This window comes from Streptomyces sp. NBC_01478 (genome assembly GCF_036227225.1).
In the GTDB taxonomy this organism is placed as follows: domain Bacteria; phylum Actinomycetota; class Actinomycetes; order Streptomycetales; family Streptomycetaceae; genus Streptomyces.
On record NZ_CP109444.1, the window covers coordinates 2535545 to 2549540 of the forward strand.

Sequence of the window (13996 nt, forward strand, 5' to 3'; positions counted from 1 at the left end):
AACGACCGGGTCAGACCTGCGCCCGCTCCGCCACGATCTGCTCGATCTTGGCGATGGCCTCGTCGAACGCGATGCCGTTCTCCTGCGAGCCGTCGCGGTAACGGAAGGACACCGTCCCGCCGTTCATGTCCTCGTCGCCGACGATGACCATGAACGGCACTTTCTGCTTCTGCGCGTTGCGGATCTTCTTCTGCATCCGGTCCGAGGAGGAGTCGACCTCGACGCGCAGACCCTTCTTCTTGGCCGCTACGGCGAACTTCTCCAGGTACTCGACATGCGCGTCCCCGATCGGAATCCCGACCGCCTGCACGGGCGCCAGCCACGCCGGGAACGCCCCCGCGTAGTGCTCGAGCAGCACCGCGAAGAACCGCTCGATCGAACCGAACAGCGCACGGTGGATCATGACCGGCCGCTGCTTGGACCCGTCAGGACCCGTGTACTCCAGGTCGAACCGCTCCGGCAGGTTGAAGTCGAGCTGCACCGTCGACATCTGCCAGGTCCGCCCGATCGCGTCCTTCGTCTGGACGGAGATCTTCGGACCGTAGAACGCGGCGCCGCCCGGGTCCGGAACCAGCGGCAGCCCCTGCTTCTCGGCGACCTGTCGCAGCGTCTCCGTGGCCTCTTCCCAGACCTCGTCCGAGCCGACGAACTTCTCCGGGTCCTTGGTGGACAGCTCCAGGTAGAAGTCGTTCAGGCCGTAGTCCCGCAGGAGGTTGAGGACGAAGGTGAGCGTCTTGTCGAGCTCGTCGGCCATCTGCTCGCGCGTGCAGTAGATGTGCGCGTCGTCCTGCGTAAAGCCGCGCGCGCGGGTCAGTCCGTGCACGACGCCCGACTTCTCGTACCGGTACACGGTCCCGAACTCGAAGAGGCGCAGCGGCAGTTCACGGTAGGAGCGGCCGCGCGCGTCGAAGATCAGGTTGTGCATCGGGCAGTTCATGGGCTTGAGGTAGTAGTCCACGCCCTCGTCGAGCTGCATGGGCGGGTACATGCCGTCGGCGTACCAGTCCAGGTGCCCGGACGTCTCGAAGAGCTTCCCCTTCGTCGCGTGCGGGGTGTAGACGAACTCGTAGCCCTCCTCCTCGTGGCGGCGGCGCGAGTAGTCCTCCATGACCCGGCGGACGACGCCGCCCTTGGGGTGGAAGACGGCGAGGCCGGAGCCGATCTGCTCGGGGATCGAGAACAGGTCGAGCTCGTTGCCCAGCTTGCGGTGGTCGCGCTTCTCGGCCTCGATCAGGAAGTCGAGGTGCGCCTTCAGCTCCTCCTTGGAGGGCCACGCGGTGCCGTAGATGCGCTGGAGCATGGGGTTCTTCTCGCTGCCGCGCCAGTAGGCGGCCGCGTTGCGCATCAGCTTGAACGCCGGGATGTTGCGGGTGGTCGGCAGGTGGGGGCCTCGGCAGAGGTCCTTCCAGCACAGGTCGCCGGTCTTGGCGTCGAGGTTGTCGTAGATCGTCAGCTCGCCGCCGCCGACCTCGACGTCCGCGCCGTCGTCGGTGGACGCGGAGCCCTTGATGCCGATGAGTTCGAGCTTGTACGGCTCGTTCGCCAGCTCCGCGCGGGCGTCCTCGTCGGTCACCACGCGGCGCGAGAAACGCTGGCCGCGCTTCTGGATCTCCTGCATCTTCTTCTCGACGGCCTTGAGATCCTCGGGCGTGAACGGCCGCTCGACGTCGAAGTCGTAGTAGAAGCCGTCCTTGACCGGCGGGCCGATGCCGAGCTTGGCCTCGGGGAACAGCTCCTGCACGGCCTGCGCCATCACGTGCGCGGTGGAGTGGCGCAGGATGTTGAGGCCGTCGGTGGAGGAGATCTCGACGCCCTCGACCTCGTCACCCTCGGCGACGACGTACGCGAGGTCCTTGAGCTCTCCGGCCACGCGCGCGGCGATGATCGAGCGCTCGCCGGCGAAGAGCTCGGCGGCCGTCGTGCCCGTCGTCACCGTGCGCTCTTCCCGCTCGGAATCGCGTTGGATGATCACACGGACGTCTGACACCGGTCTCTCCTGACTGCAGGGTGGATGCGGCGCCATACCGTGGGCGCGCGCAATAGGGGATCGTACCGACCCTAGGGGGCGCACCGCGAAACGGTCGCCCTCCCCCCTGTCTCAGTCCTCCCCGCTGCACGCCTCCTCGAAGAAGTCGAGATTCTCCTGAAGGGACTTCATCAGCCGGTCCCGCTCCGCCTCGTCCACCTGCACGGGTACGACCCCGGAGGCGCCGGTCAGCCTGCGGAAGCCGCCCCGGCTCTCCAGCCGCCCGTGCACCCGCACCGGGAGCCCGACCAGGTGGGCATGACCCGCTATCCGGTACGACTCCTCGTCCAGCGTCATCCGAACGTGCCCGACCTCGGCGCCGGCGATCACCTGCATCCGTACGGTGCCCTCGCCGCGCGGCCCCGAGCGGCGCATCCGCACCACCGAGCCGGTGATGCGCACGGGCATGGAGGGTTCCTCGCGCAGATAGCGGGCCCCGGCCGCGCGCAGCACCGGCAGGTCGCCCGGCGAGAACTCGACGGCCTCGGCGGGCGCGGCACACCCCTCGGGCACCCCTGCGCCCGGCGCCCACTCGACGGCGATCCGGGCGCCCTCGGTGCCGCGCACGAGCGCGACGACGGCCTCGGTCAGCTCGCGGCTGACGCCCGCCTCGACGGCTCCGTCGAAGGCGTCCATGCCACCGGTGGCCCGCTCGTAGTCGATGGCCTCGCGGGTCGCGTACAGGGCCTGGTGGAGGCGTACGGCGAGGGTGCGGCCGGATTCGACGGGGATGAACGCGGTGAGCTGCCGGCCGCCGGGTGCGGAGCCGACGAGGACGTGGTCCAGGGACGCGGCGGCGGGGCGGCGGTGGCGGGCGCCGTAGTAGCCGGCACGCGCGCGGGTGGCGAGGGCGGCGGCGAGCAGCATCTGGCGGGCGGCGGCGCGGAGTTGCTCCTCCACGGTCCAGGGCGCGGCGCCGGCCGGTCCGGCGGGGATGTCGCGCCACCAGCGGATCTCGTCGCTCGGTACGGCGAGGCCGACGAGGACCTCGCGGGCGGAGGGGGTGTTGCTGCGGGCGAGCGCGATGAGCGCCTCGCCGAGGAGGTCGTCGCTGTCGGGGAAGGCCCGGCTCTCGGGGACCAGCAGGCTGGTGCCCGAGCCGCCGGGCCCGGGTGGGGTCCAGCGGCCGTACCGTCCGGGGGCGCCGCCGCGCCGCTGCCAGCCGTGCCGGCGCAGCAGGGCGCCGAGGACGGCGGGGTCGACCTGATCGGGGGCGGGGGGACCCGCCCAGGAGGTGTCGGCCGGGTCGTCGGGGTGCGGTCGCACCGACCGCAGGTGTTCCTCGACCGAGCGGTGCCTCATGGCCTGCCTCCCGTCCCGACCCGCGTCATGATCTCGCACAGCGCCCGGTCGTCGAAGATGCGCGAGGTCGGTATCCGCACGGTGGTCCGGGTCCGGCCGGTGATCGCGTGACCGGCGAGGTTGACCCAGTAGCAGCAGTGCCGCAGGTCGAGCCGGTCGTGGCTGGCGCGCAGCCAGTCGTCCTGTGAACGCGGGACGAGCATCACGACCAGGATCTTGTGCACCGAGACCGGCGTGCGGGCGAGCTTGCGCAGATGGTCGTTGTCGAGCGTGAAGGAGAAGGAACGTCCGGGCGGGTTCGGCGCGATCTGGTAAGTGCACTTGAGCTGCACTTTTATCGTGACCTCGTCGTCCACCGTGTGCCCGGGGGAGCCGTGACTGACGTGCCAGTCGATGCCGTTGTCCGGAAAGGGCTGCGACAGCGAGCAGCCGGCCGCGGCGGCGACGGCGTGCAGATAGCCCACCTGCAACGTTTCCATGCAGGCGGTGGTGGCGAGCGATCCGCGATGGGGTGCCGTCCGTTCGGGCAGCAGCCCGCCCCGCTCGGGCTGCGCTATCACCATGACCAACAGCCTTTCAAATTCAGGTGAATTGCTGTGCTGAATGCCTGATCGGGTCGCTGAACTGCAAAGACCCGCACTCCTGTTGTGTCCTTCCGGCGTACGGCGCAAACAGCCCGGGTATCACCAAACTGGCAGAAGACGGTGCGTCACCTGCCGCGGGTGAACGAGGAGTTGTGTACGTATGACGTGCTGGTACGAGGGCCCGTTGGCCGCGTTCGACACGGAGACCACGGGCGTGGATGTGGAGACCGACCGCATAGTGTCGGCCGCCGTCGTCGTCCAGGACGCCCCCGGTACCCGTCCCCGGGTGACCCGGTGGCTGGTGAACCCGGGGGTGCCGGTGCCCGCCGGGGCGACGGCGATCCATGGACTGACGGACGAGCATCTTCAGCGCAACGGCCGCTGGCCGGCGCCGGTGATGCGTGAGATAGCCGACGAGCTGGGCGAACAGGCGGCCATGGGACGGCCGTTGGTGGTCATGAACGCACCGTTCGACCTGACGCTGCTGGACCGCGAGCTGCGCCGGCACCGCGCGTGCTCGCTGGACCACTGGTTCGAGTCGACGGCGCTGCGGGTGCTGGACCCCCGGGTCCTGGACAAACACCTGGACCGCTACCGCAAGGGCCGCCGCACCCTCACCGACCTGTGCGCGCACTACGGCGTCACGCTGGACGGCGCGCACGACGCGGGCGCGGACGCGCTGGCCTCCCTGGAGGTGGTACGGGCCCTGGGCCGCCGCTTCGCGACCCGCCTGGAGCGCCTCTCCCCCGCCGAGCTGCACACCCTGCAGTCGACGTGGCACGCGGCCCAGGCGCGGGGGCTACAGGCGTGGTTCGCGCGCAGTGGTACGCCGGAGTCGGTGGACCAGTCGTGGCCGCTGCGCCCGGAGCTGGACGCGGCGGCCTGAGTGGACGGGGCGGCCTGAGCGTGCGGGGCGGGGCGGCCTGACCGGATGGGCGCCCGGGCCGACGTCCGTCCCTGCCGACGGGGAAGCCTGGACCAGAACCCCATCAGCCGAAGAGGGCGCCGGCCCGGCGCCCCCGCACCTCACCAGGAGCCGCCGCCTCCCCCACCGGCGCCGCCACCGACTCCGCCGCTGGAGGAACCGCCGCCGGAGCGGCCCGAACTCCCGGAGCCGGAGGCCGCGTTGGCCGCGGAGACGACGACGGCGGCGAGCAGGGCGTCACTGACACCCAGGGAGAAACTCCGCCGCGCTCGCGCCGCCGAGGTCGAGGCGCCGACGGCCTGTTCCCAGGCGGCCTCGACACCCAGGGACACCGCCCATGCCGTGTAGCGGTCCGCGGTCTCCTCGGCGGAAGGCGCGTCGGGGCAGGTGGCCGGGTCGGCCAAGTACCGCCGGAACGCCTCGACTTGGAGCCAGAGGGCGCTGCCGCGCGGGGTCCGCCTGTCCAACTCCCAGCCGCGGGCGACGACGGCGAGACCGAGACCGGCGGTCACGGCACCCACCAGCAGGACGGGAAGTCCGGCCGCGACGCGATGTCCGTTCAGCACACCGCCGGTGACCACGAGGACCAACGCGAGGAGCAGCACGGCCAGTTGGCCCCAGCCCCACCGGGTGAGCCGCTCGGTGAGGGTCCTGTCCCACAGGTCGCTCGCCTTGCGCCAGTTGTCCAGCTTCGAGGAGAGGTCCTCCCAGCCCGCCTTGAACGACGCGTCGCGCCGGCCGAGGACCAGGCCGGTGCCGCCGGCGAACATCCGGTCCAGTACGTCCCTGATCTCGCGGTTCACCGGGCGCCCGTGCCGCCGTAGGACCGGATGCCGGTCGTCGCCCTCGATGGTGAGATGGCCGTCGGCGGCGGCGTCGAGCAGCCAGGCCACCTTGTGCTGGTCCGTGACCGTCTCCATGCGCAGGATGCCGCCCTGAGCCGGGGTCAGCTCCTCGGGCGGTGCGGCGGACGGGGTGACCGACCGGGCGAGCCGCTCGACCTCGACGCGCCGTACCCGACCGCCGTCCGCCCGCACCCGGTCGCGCCCGAGGAACCGCAGGACGCCGAGCGTCAGCGCGACACACACCAGGGCGACGGCGAGGAACAGCCCGCCGTTGCGCAGCGGATGCGGGAGGGAGGCACCAACAGCCTTGCCGGTGGGTGCAGTTGGCAGCACCGCCGGGGTCGCGGTCCTGCTCTCGGCGGTGGTGGCGTAGAGCGTGAGGCCCTCGTGTCCGCTCAGCCTGTCGAGCTTGGCGACGAGGTGTCCCGGCTCGCTCTGCCGGACCGAACAGGGCTTCCCGTCGTCCCAGTCGCCGTGCACGCAGCGGAGACCGGTGAGCCCGTGCGCGTCCACCACGTGGATCTCCACATCGGCCCGGTCGACCTTCCAGCCGGTGCCGACGGCGTCCCAGGCGAGCTTGCCGCCCTTCACCGCGTCGGGGACCGTGTACTGGAGCCGATAGCGGTGCACTCCCCCGACCGTGCGGTCGCGGTCGCCCACCTTGAGCCGGTCGGCGACGGACTCCCTGCCGTTCACGTCCCGGTAGGAGTCGCCGAAGGCAGCGGCGTAGGGGACCTTGTGTCCGTCCATGGTGGCCCGGACGTCGTCGGCGAAGAAGTCCGCGTCCGGTACGTCACGGTAGATGCCGTGCGTCGAGCCCGAGTGCCCGAAGTCGTAGTCGATGACCTCCGTGATCCGGGCGCTCCCGTCGGCGCGGATCTCGGCGCCGACCCACATCGAGGTGACCCGCTCCGTGTTCGAGAGCGCCTGGCAGCCGGCGCCGATCCCACCGAACACCACCAGAACGACGACCATGACGATCAACGACCGAACTCGGCGCCCCCGCACGGAAGTCGCCTTCCCCCGTCTCCCCCTCCGTCTCTTGCCTTGTCCACCACTCATGAGGCCCCCCTCAAGACGCGCAACGGACACAAGGACGTGCCCGGGATACAAAAAAACCGGCCCGCTGATGCGGACCGGTTTTTCCCGGTGGGCGATACTGGGTTCGAACCAGTGACCTCTTCGGTGTGAACGAAGCGCTCTCCCACTGAGCTAATCGCCCGGGAACGGACTGAACAATACAGGCCCCCGCCGGTTTCCTTCAAACCGCTTCCAGGAGTGCGAGGAGCCCGCGCCGTCCGGCCCGCATCATCAGCGCGTGGTTGAGGCGGAACACCGGCCGCCCGGGTACGGCGAACCGCCTGAGCAGCGGCCGGTTCACGTCGACCTCCTGGTCGTAGCGGGCGAGCGTGCCGGAGCCGTCGGCCGTGAGCGTCCAGCGTGCCCAGCCCTCCAGGGCGCCGGTCATCGCGATCTCCAGCACTCCGCCGACCGGGTCGCGCCGCACTTCGCGCGCGGTGAAGGTCAGGGTGTACGGCAGGCTCGCGCGGATGCTGATGACGCCGGTGGTGTCGTCGATCCGCTTCACCTCGCGCACCTGCGGCCACCAGCGCGGGTACTCCTCGGCCCGCTCCAGGGCCGGATACACGACGGCGGGCGGCGCGGGCAGGGACCATCGGGCGTGAAAGCGGTAATGGGTCCATTCCATGGCGGAAGTCTGCCCGCTCGGCGGCCCGTCTCCGGACAACTGAGTACGTTGTGAGTACGTACGCTCATGTCGTACGGCGGACCGGCGCCCAGACTCCGGAACATGACGAACATCCCGCCCCCGGCCGTGGAGTTGCGGCTCCTGGACGCCGAGCTGCTCCAACTGGACGCCCGCCGCACGCAGTTGCTGCACCGGCGGGCCTGGCTGCTGACCGTGCTCCAGCCGACCCGGTCCGCGCCCCTGACGCCGCTGTCGGCCGCACCGCCCCGCCGCGAGACCACCGCGCCCGGCGTGCAGAACCTGCTGCTCCTGCTCGGCGGCATCCTGCTCACTCTGGCCGCGACGGCGTTCACGCTGGTCAGTTGGGGCAGCATGGGGATCGCGGGCCGGGCGCTGATCCTCGGCGCGGTGACCCTGGCGGCGCTCGGCGCGCCGGTGGCGCTGCTGCGGCGGGGCCTGCGTTCCACGGCCGAGTCGCTCGCGGGCCTCGGTCTCGTCCTGACGGTGCTGGACACCTACGCGCTGCACGAGGTCACGTTCGCAGACGCGGACGGCGTGATGTTCGCGGCGGCAGCGACGACAGTACTGGCCGCGCTGTGGGCGGCGTACGGCATCGGAACGGCGGCGCTCCCGGGCCCGGCGGCTGCCACGCCCGCCTCGCCGTCCCTCCGCCTCCCCCTCCCCGCCGCGCTCGTACTCGCTCAACTCCCCTTGATTCTCTGGGTGATCGCGGCTGGTGGGGGCCTGCACACGATCACGGCGGCGGTGCTGGTGACCGCCGTGATCGACATGCTGGTCGCGCTCCGGGTCTCCCTACAGGCCGTTCGTTTCATCGCCGTCGGCGGCGCGTTCGGCATGGGCGGCTGGGGCGTGCTGGCGGCCGGGCTGATCTCCTCGTCGGCGGCCGGTCCTGGCGCGGCCGCCAAGGCGACGGCGCTCCTCGTTCTCGCCGCCGCGGGCGCGTTCGGCGCCGCGTGGCTCGTCCCCGGTCCGGGACTGCGGACGGTCATGGCCACGACGGGCGGCCTCCTTGTGGTCGCCGCGCTCGGTGGCGTGCTGCGCGTACCACTGCCCTACGACTGGGCGGTTCTGGGCTATCTGGCGTGCGGGATCGGCCTGTTGGCGCTCGTCCGGGGCCCGCTCCCCGAGCCGGTGCGGCACGGTCTCGGCCGGGCCTCCGCCGCCGTACAGGCGATCGCGCTGCTGTGGACCCTGCCGGTCGTCGCCACCACCCTGGTCGGTCCGGTCGCGTGGACGTCCCGTATCTGGTCGGGCGCGCCGGACGACGCGCGTGCCGCGGCGACGGCGGAGATGGTGTGGCCGGCGCACGAGAGCACCGCGCCCCTGGTGCTCGTCGCGGTCGCGGCGGTGCTGGCGTTCGCGGTCCGCGGCCCCGCGTGGCGGCCACGGGCCCTGGCCGCCGCCCCGTCCCTGGTGTGGCTGACGGCGATGGTCGTCCCGGCCGCACTGCAACTGCCGTACGGCATCGGCCTGTTGGTGGACGGTCTCGTCATCGTGGCCCTGCTCTCGCTCACGCACCGCATCGCCACGGCCCTCGCCCTGTTCACGTCGCTCAACCTCGCAGCCCTCTCGCTGGCCTCCGAACCGGCCACGCTCGCCGTACTCGCCTCGCTGGCCGCCCTGTTCGCGGGTGCGGCCTGGCGCGGGCGCCTCGCGCCGGTCTCGGCCGGCTTCTCGCTGGGCTATGCCACGGCGCTCGCCTGCGCGGTGGGCGCGGCCCTCGACTGGCAGCCGCAGCACACCGCGTTGCTGGTGCTCGCCGTGCCGGTGGCGGCCGCGCTGCTCGCCGCGCGCCTCACGGATCCGATCACGACGGTGGTGGTCGAGCTCTCGGGTGCCGTCGCGGGCGTGCTGGCGATCGGTCTCGCCGGGGCCGAACTCCCTGTCCTCGCGCTGGTGTTGGCCCTGTGCGGAGTGATCGCGGCGGGCACGGCGGTACGCCCCGACCGCAGGAACGTCGGCCATGCGGCGGCCGTCCTGTTCGTCCTCGCGACGTGGGTACGGCTGTCCGCGTGGGACGTCGGCAGCCCCGAGGCGTACACCCTGCCGGTGACCGTCCCGGCGCTGCTGGTGGGCGCGTTGCGCAGGCGCCGCGAGCCGAGCGTCTCGTCCTGGCCGGCCTACGGCCCCGGGCTCGCCGCCACGCTCGCCCCGAGCCTCCTCACCGCGTGGGCCGACCCGCACTGGACGCGCCCCCTGCTGCTGGGCCTGGCCGCGCTGGCCGTCACCCTGATCGGCGCACGGCACCGCCTTCAGGCACCGCTGGTCCTCGGCGGCGGCACCCTCGTCCTGGACGCGCTGCACGAACTCGCCCCCTATCTCGTCCAGGTCGTCGGCGCGCTCCCCCGCTGGGCGCCGCCCGCCCTCGCCGGACTCCTGCTGCTCGCGCTCGGCGCGACGTACGAGCAGCGGATCCGGGACGCCCGACGGGTGCGGGAGGTCCTGGGGAAGATGAACTAGTGAGCTGGTCCGGAGACCCTGTCGCAGTAGTGGCAGATCCGGTCGATGATCTGGTCGGCGGTCTTGGTCCACTTGAAGGGCCTGGCGGCCTCGTTCCAGACCTTGATCCATTCGTCGAGTGCGGTCCTGAGATCGTCGAGTGAGCAGAAGACACCGCGTTCCGGACAGCGTCGCTGCAGTTCGGCGAACCACCGCTCGACCTGGTTGATCCACGATGAGTAGGTCGGGGTGAAGTGCAGGGTGAATCGGGGGTGTGCGAGCAGCCACTTGTGAACCACCGGAGCCTTGTGGGCGGAGAGGTTGTCGCAGATGACGTGGACCGCCAGGCCGGGTTCGGTCTGGCGGTCGATGTCGGTCAGGAAGTCGCGGAAGTCCACGGCCCGGTGGTGTGCGGACAGCCGGCTGATCACCTTTCCGGTTGCCGTGTTCAGCGCGGCGAACAGGTCGATGGTGCCGTGCCGCACGTAGTCGAAGCTGCGACGCTCAGGCACTCCGGGCAGCATCGGCAGCACCGGCGCGGTCCGCTCCAGTGCCTGGATCTGTGGTTTCTCGTCCATCGAGAAGACCACCGCATGGGCCGGCGGTGCCAGATACAGGCCCACCACGTCCCGGATCTTGTCGATCAGCAGCGGATCAGGAGAGATCTTGAAGTCCTCGGTCCGCCAGGGCTGAAGGCCGAACGCGCGCCAGATGCGGTGCACGCCGGTGGGGGAAATCCCCACCTGACGGGCCAACCCCCGCTTCGACCAGTGCGTACCGCCTGCGGGGACGTCCTCAAGGGTGCGCACGACCACCTCTTCCACCTGGGCATCGGTGATGGTGCGCGGCACGCCTGGACGGGCATCGTCGGACAGGCCGTCGAGCCGGTCGCGCAGGAACCGGGTCCGCCAACGGCGCACCGTCGCCCGATCGGTGTCCAACCGTGCGGCCACGGCTGTGTTGCTGAAGCCGTCTGCACAGGCCAAGACGATCCGTGCGCGCTTCGCCAGACCCTGCGCGGTCGTCCGGCGCCTGGCCCACCCCAGTAACGTCAGCCGCTCGGTCTCCGACAAGACCAGGGGCTCCAGCCTGCTGTCACCCATTTCTCCAGCACACCGCGGACCGCAGCCCCCGTCACCACCGAACCCATGATCTGAAACAGAACACGACCCACGTGGCGAAACCAGAACTCACGACCAGCTCACTAGCCCTCCACCAACAGACCGTCTCAACTCGTTGCCGTGGTCAGCGGGTCTCGAGGCGGTCGGCGCTCGTGGGGAGGTGCAGGAGGAAGTGGGCTCCCTGGGGGCTCGGGGCGAGGGTGAGTGTGCCCTGGTGTGTGGTGGCGATGCGTTCGGCGATGGCGAGCCCCAGCCCCGCGCCCCCGTCGTCGCGGGTGCGGGCGTCGTCGAGGCGGCTGAAGCGTTCGAAGATCCTCTGGTGGTGCTCCGGGGGTATTCCCGGACCGTCGTCGAGGACCTCAAGGACGGCCTGCCGGCCTTCGGCGTCGCACGTGAGACGGACCGTGACGGTGCTTGCGGCATGGCGTTCGGCGTTGTCGAGGAGGTTGCCGAGGATGCGGGCCAGGAGTGCGTGGTGGCCGTCGACGGGGAGCGGTTCGGGGGGAGTGTGGACGGTCAGGGTGAGGTGGGGTGGGGGCGTCCGCCGGCTGGTCTCGTCGCGGACGAGGTCGGTGAGGTCAAGGGGAGGGCTGAGGGGCGGGTCGGCGTGTCCGGCGTCGAGCCGGGCGAGAAGGAGCAGGTCCGTGGTGAGGCCTTGCAGGCGCAGGGTGTCGTCGTGGGCGGCGTGGACGACGCGGGGCCAGTCGGCGGTGCCGGGGTGGTTCAGGGCGAGTTCGAGTTCCGTGCGGAGGCAGGCCAGTGGGGTGCGCAGTTCGTGGGAGGCGTCCGCGGTGAACTGACGCTGCTGTTCGACAGCCGCTTGCAGGCGGTCGAGGGTCGTGTTCATGGTGTCGGCGAGCCGGGTGATCTCGCGCCCCGCGCGGGGTACGGCGATGCGCCGGTCGAGGTGGTGGGCGCTGAGTTCCGCGAAGTCGGCCCGGATGGCTTCCACGGGACGCAGGACCCGCCCGGCCACCAGCCAGGTGCTGCCCGCGACGACGAGCGTGAACCCGAGGGTACCTGCGGCCAACTGCCAGACGATGGTGTTGAGATGGGCCTGTTCGGGGCGTAGCGAGTGGGTGTAGACGACGTAGAGATCGGGGGGCGGGTCAGTCGTTCCCAGCGGCAGGACCTGTAGCAGGCGGCGGAGGGGATCCGAACCATGGGCGGGGTTGTTCAAGGGCAGCAGCGAGAGGCTTCCTTCGCTGACGAGATTGCGCTTGGTCTGGGACCAAGCCCGTATGGGATCGGCCTTGATGGTGGTGAGGCAGAACGTGTCGCGGTGGGGTGCGGAGACCTCTGCGGTGAGCGTCGACCGGGTGCAGGGCAGCAGTCGCTCAGCGCGAGCTAGGTCGATGCCGAAGGAAGAGTGGTAAATGGCGCCTTGGGACGAGACCCAGATCGCTATGCCTATGCCTGGAACGTACCCATAGGGCGCGCTTTCGTCGAAGACGGACTGGCTCGGGATGCGTTGCCGGGTGGAGGCAAGCAACGATGCGCGTGCCTGGACAGCGACGGCAAAGGCGATGGCTGCGAGGAGGACGAGGATGCCGATGGCGACCAGGAGAGTCAGTCGGTTGCGGAGGGTCGCGGGCCACGGGAGGCGCAGAACGGGCCGGCGCCGGTTCACGGTCCCGGCCGTTTGCTCTCGGCGGCATCGAGGCGGTATCCGGCGCCTCGAACGGTACGGATGGTCTGCCGGCCGAACGGTGCGTCGATCTTGCGGCGTAGGGCGCTGACGTAGACCTCGACGAGGTTCACGTCACCGTCGAAGCGGTCGTCCCAGACGTGCTCCAGGATCTCGCCCTTGGAGACGGTCTGGCCGCTGCGCCGGGCCAGGTACTCGAGTACGGCGAACTCACGGGCCGTCAACGCCACGGGCGCCGCCCCGCGACGGCAGCGGCGGGAGGCAGGGTCGACTTCGAGGTCGCCGACGTGCAGGACGGCCGGCCGCTCGGGGCGGCCTCTGCGGATCAGGGCCCGCAATCGTGCGGCCAGCGCGACGAACGAGAACGGCTTGACGACGTAGTCGTCAGCGCCGGTGTCCAGTCCCTCCGCCTGGTCGTACTCGCCGTCCTTGGCCGTCAGCATCAGCACCGGCACCCACCGCCCCGCCTCCCGAAGCCTCGCGCACACCCGGTAGCCGTTCACGTACGGCAGCATCACGTCGAGCACCACCGCGTCATAGGGGTTCTCCAGCGCCAGTTCCAACCCGCGGCGCCCGTCGTGCCCGACATCGACCGCGTACCCCTCGCCGACCAGGCCCCGGCGCAGCAGTTCCGCCATCCGCCGGTCGTCCTCCACCACCAGTATCCGCATCACCCCAGCATCGCCGCCGAAGGCTGAGGGGGACCTGAAAGCCCCTCAGGAACCTTCAGGTTCCCTTCAGCGCCGCCCTGCCATGGTCCTGTCTCGCGGACCTCTGCCGGGGTCTGTTTCGACCGGGGGGAGATCCCGGCAGGGGCCCGTGGGTCGCAGAGAGGCCGGCGTCGTCCCGCAGAACCAGGAGAGGGAATCCATGCGAACAACACGACGGGCAAGCCTGGCTTCGTTAGCGGCGGTGGCGGCACTCGCCGTCCCGGCGGGGCTGGTGGTGGGCAGCCCGGGAACGGCGTCGGCGCAGGCCGCGCCCAAGGCAGTTGCCGCCGAGGTCGCGTGCACCGGCTTCACCAACGTGAGTATCGGTGGCGACTGGAAACTCCATGTGCCGTCCGTGGGCACGGGAAACTTCAACTGCGTCGTGGTCCAGGACATGCACAACCTCTCCGTGCTGGTCGTGCAGGAGAGCCTGAACGCCTGCTACGGCCAGGGCATCGCGGAGGACTCGGACTTCGGGCCCGCCACCAAACAGGCGGTGCGGAACGCCCAGACGCAGATCAACAGGGAATGGGGCAACGTGCTGACGGTGGACGGCCGTTTCGGTCCCATCACCAGTTCCTACTTCGCCTTCCAGGCATACGACTACTCCAACGGCCAAAAGGGCAGGCACACGGGCTACTGCTACCTGCGGCCATGACGTAGCCGG

Annotated in this window: 11 protein-coding genes and 1 tRNA gene; 3 read left to right on the forward strand and 9 right to left on the reverse strand. The window is 70.8% G+C overall.

Going from position 1 to position 13996, the window contains the following annotated elements; all coding sequences use genetic code 11:
- Positions 1 to 10: 10 nt before the first annotated feature.
- The 3 genes from thrS to OG223_RS11345 form a co-directional block, all read right to left on the reverse strand.
- A complete protein-coding gene (gene thrS, locus OG223_RS11335) occupies positions 11 to 1987 on the reverse strand; it encodes a threonine--tRNA ligase (protein ID WP_329246058.1) in 1977 nt (658 codons plus the stop codon).
- 111 nt (positions 1988 to 2098) lie between these two features.
- Positions 2099 to 3328, reverse strand: a complete 1230-nt coding sequence (locus OG223_RS11340; protein WP_329246061.1) for a hypothetical protein — start codon at positions 3326 to 3328, stop codon at positions 2099 to 2101.
- Positions 3325 to 3891, reverse strand: coding sequence for a DUF4365 domain-containing protein (locus tag OG223_RS11345; RefSeq protein ID WP_329246064.1), 567 nt, complete (start codon positions 3889 to 3891; stop codon positions 3325 to 3327). The genes OG223_RS11340 and OG223_RS11345 overlap by 4 nt, the downstream gene beginning before the upstream one ends.
- 181 nt (positions 3892 to 4072) lie before the next feature.
- Here OG223_RS11345 and OG223_RS11350 point away from each other — a divergent pair, with 181 nt between their 5' ends.
- Positions 4073 to 4798, forward strand: a complete 726-nt coding sequence (locus OG223_RS11350; RefSeq protein WP_329246066.1) for a 3'-5' exonuclease — start codon at positions 4073 to 4075, stop codon at positions 4796 to 4798.
- 140 nt (positions 4799 to 4938) lie between these two features.
- Here OG223_RS11350 and OG223_RS11355 read toward each other — a convergent pair whose 3' ends face one another.
- The 3 genes from OG223_RS11355 to OG223_RS11365 form a co-directional block, all read right to left on the reverse strand.
- Positions 4939 to 6657, reverse strand: a complete 1719-nt coding sequence (locus OG223_RS11355; RefSeq protein ID WP_329246070.1) for a DUF2207 domain-containing protein — start codon at positions 6655 to 6657, stop codon at positions 4939 to 4941.
- 175 nt (positions 6658 to 6832) lie between these two features.
- Positions 6833 to 6904: transfer RNA gene (locus OG223_RS11360), tRNA-Val, on the reverse strand.
- A gap of 39 nt (positions 6905 to 6943) precedes the next feature.
- Complete coding sequence (locus OG223_RS11365; RefSeq protein WP_329246072.1) at positions 6944 to 7390, reverse strand: SRPBCC family protein; 447 nt, start codon at positions 7388 to 7390, stop codon at positions 6944 to 6946.
- Between the two features lie 102 nt (positions 7391 to 7492).
- On the opposite strand from OG223_RS11365, the gene OG223_RS11370 reads away from it, so the two are divergent.
- The gene (locus OG223_RS11370) at positions 7493 to 9871 is read left to right on the forward strand and encodes an SCO7613 C-terminal domain-containing membrane protein (RefSeq protein WP_329246074.1); all 2379 of its coding nucleotides are present in this window, start codon (positions 7493 to 7495) and stop codon (positions 9869 to 9871) included.
- On the opposite strand, the gene OG223_RS11375 is transcribed toward OG223_RS11370, so the two are convergent.
- From OG223_RS11375 to OG223_RS11385, 3 genes are all read right to left on the reverse strand, one after another.
- Positions 9868 to 10953, reverse strand: a complete 1086-nt coding sequence (locus tag OG223_RS11375; RefSeq protein WP_329246077.1) for an IS630 family transposase — start codon at positions 10951 to 10953, stop codon at positions 9868 to 9870. The two genes, OG223_RS11370 and OG223_RS11375, sit on opposite strands and share 4 nt — an antisense overlap.
- 142 nt (positions 10954 to 11095) lie before the next feature.
- Positions 11096 to 12601 (reverse strand): HAMP domain-containing sensor histidine kinase, encoded by a 1506-nt coding sequence (locus tag OG223_RS11380; protein WP_329246080.1) that lies wholly within the window; start codon positions 12599 to 12601, stop codon positions 11096 to 11098.
- Entirely contained in the window at positions 12598 to 13290 is a 693-nt protein-coding gene (locus OG223_RS11385) for a response regulator transcription factor (protein WP_329246082.1), read from the reverse strand. The genes OG223_RS11380 and OG223_RS11385 overlap by 4 nt, the downstream gene beginning before the upstream one ends.
- Positions 13291 to 13531: 241 nt before the next feature.
- On the opposite strand from OG223_RS11385, the gene OG223_RS11390 reads away from it, so the two are divergent.
- On the forward strand, positions 13532 to 13987 hold the full coding sequence (locus tag OG223_RS11390) for a peptidoglycan-binding domain-containing protein (protein ID WP_329246085.1): 456 nt from the start codon (positions 13532 to 13534) through the stop codon (positions 13985 to 13987).
- Positions 13988 to 13996: the final 9 nt, after the last annotated feature.

What these genes read in the sequence shown, in the direction of transcription:
- OG223_RS11340 (WP_329246061.1), bottom strand. Translation starts at nt 3,328, where the DNA reads ATGAGGCACCGCTCGGTCGAGGAACACCTGCGGTCGGTGCGACCGCAC.
- OG223_RS11345 (WP_329246064.1), bottom strand. Translation starts at nt 3,891, where the DNA reads ATGGTGATAGCGCAGCCCGAGCGGGGCGGGCTGCTGCCCGAACGGACG.
- OG223_RS11350 (WP_329246066.1), top strand. Translation starts at nt 4,073, where the DNA reads ATGACGTGCTGGTACGAGGGCCCGTTGGCCGCGTTCGACACGGAGACC.
- OG223_RS11355 (WP_329246070.1), bottom strand. Translation starts at nt 6,657, where the DNA reads ATGGTCGTCGTTCTGGTGGTGTTCGGTGGGATCGGCGCCGGCTGCCAG.
- OG223_RS11365 (WP_329246072.1), bottom strand. Translation starts at nt 7,390, where the DNA reads ATGGAATGGACCCATTACCGCTTTCACGCCCGATGGTCCCTGCCCGCG.
- OG223_RS11370 (WP_329246074.1), top strand. Translation starts at nt 7,493, where the DNA reads ATGACGAACATCCCGCCCCCGGCCGTGGAGTTGCGGCTCCTGGACGCC.
- OG223_RS11375 (WP_329246077.1), bottom strand. Translation starts at nt 10,953, where the DNA reads ATGGGTGACAGCAGGCTGGAGCCCCTGGTCTTGTCGGAGACCGAGCGG.
- OG223_RS11385 (WP_329246082.1), bottom strand. Translation starts at nt 13,290, where the DNA reads ATGCGGATACTGGTGGTGGAGGACGACCGGCGGATGGCGGAACTGCTG.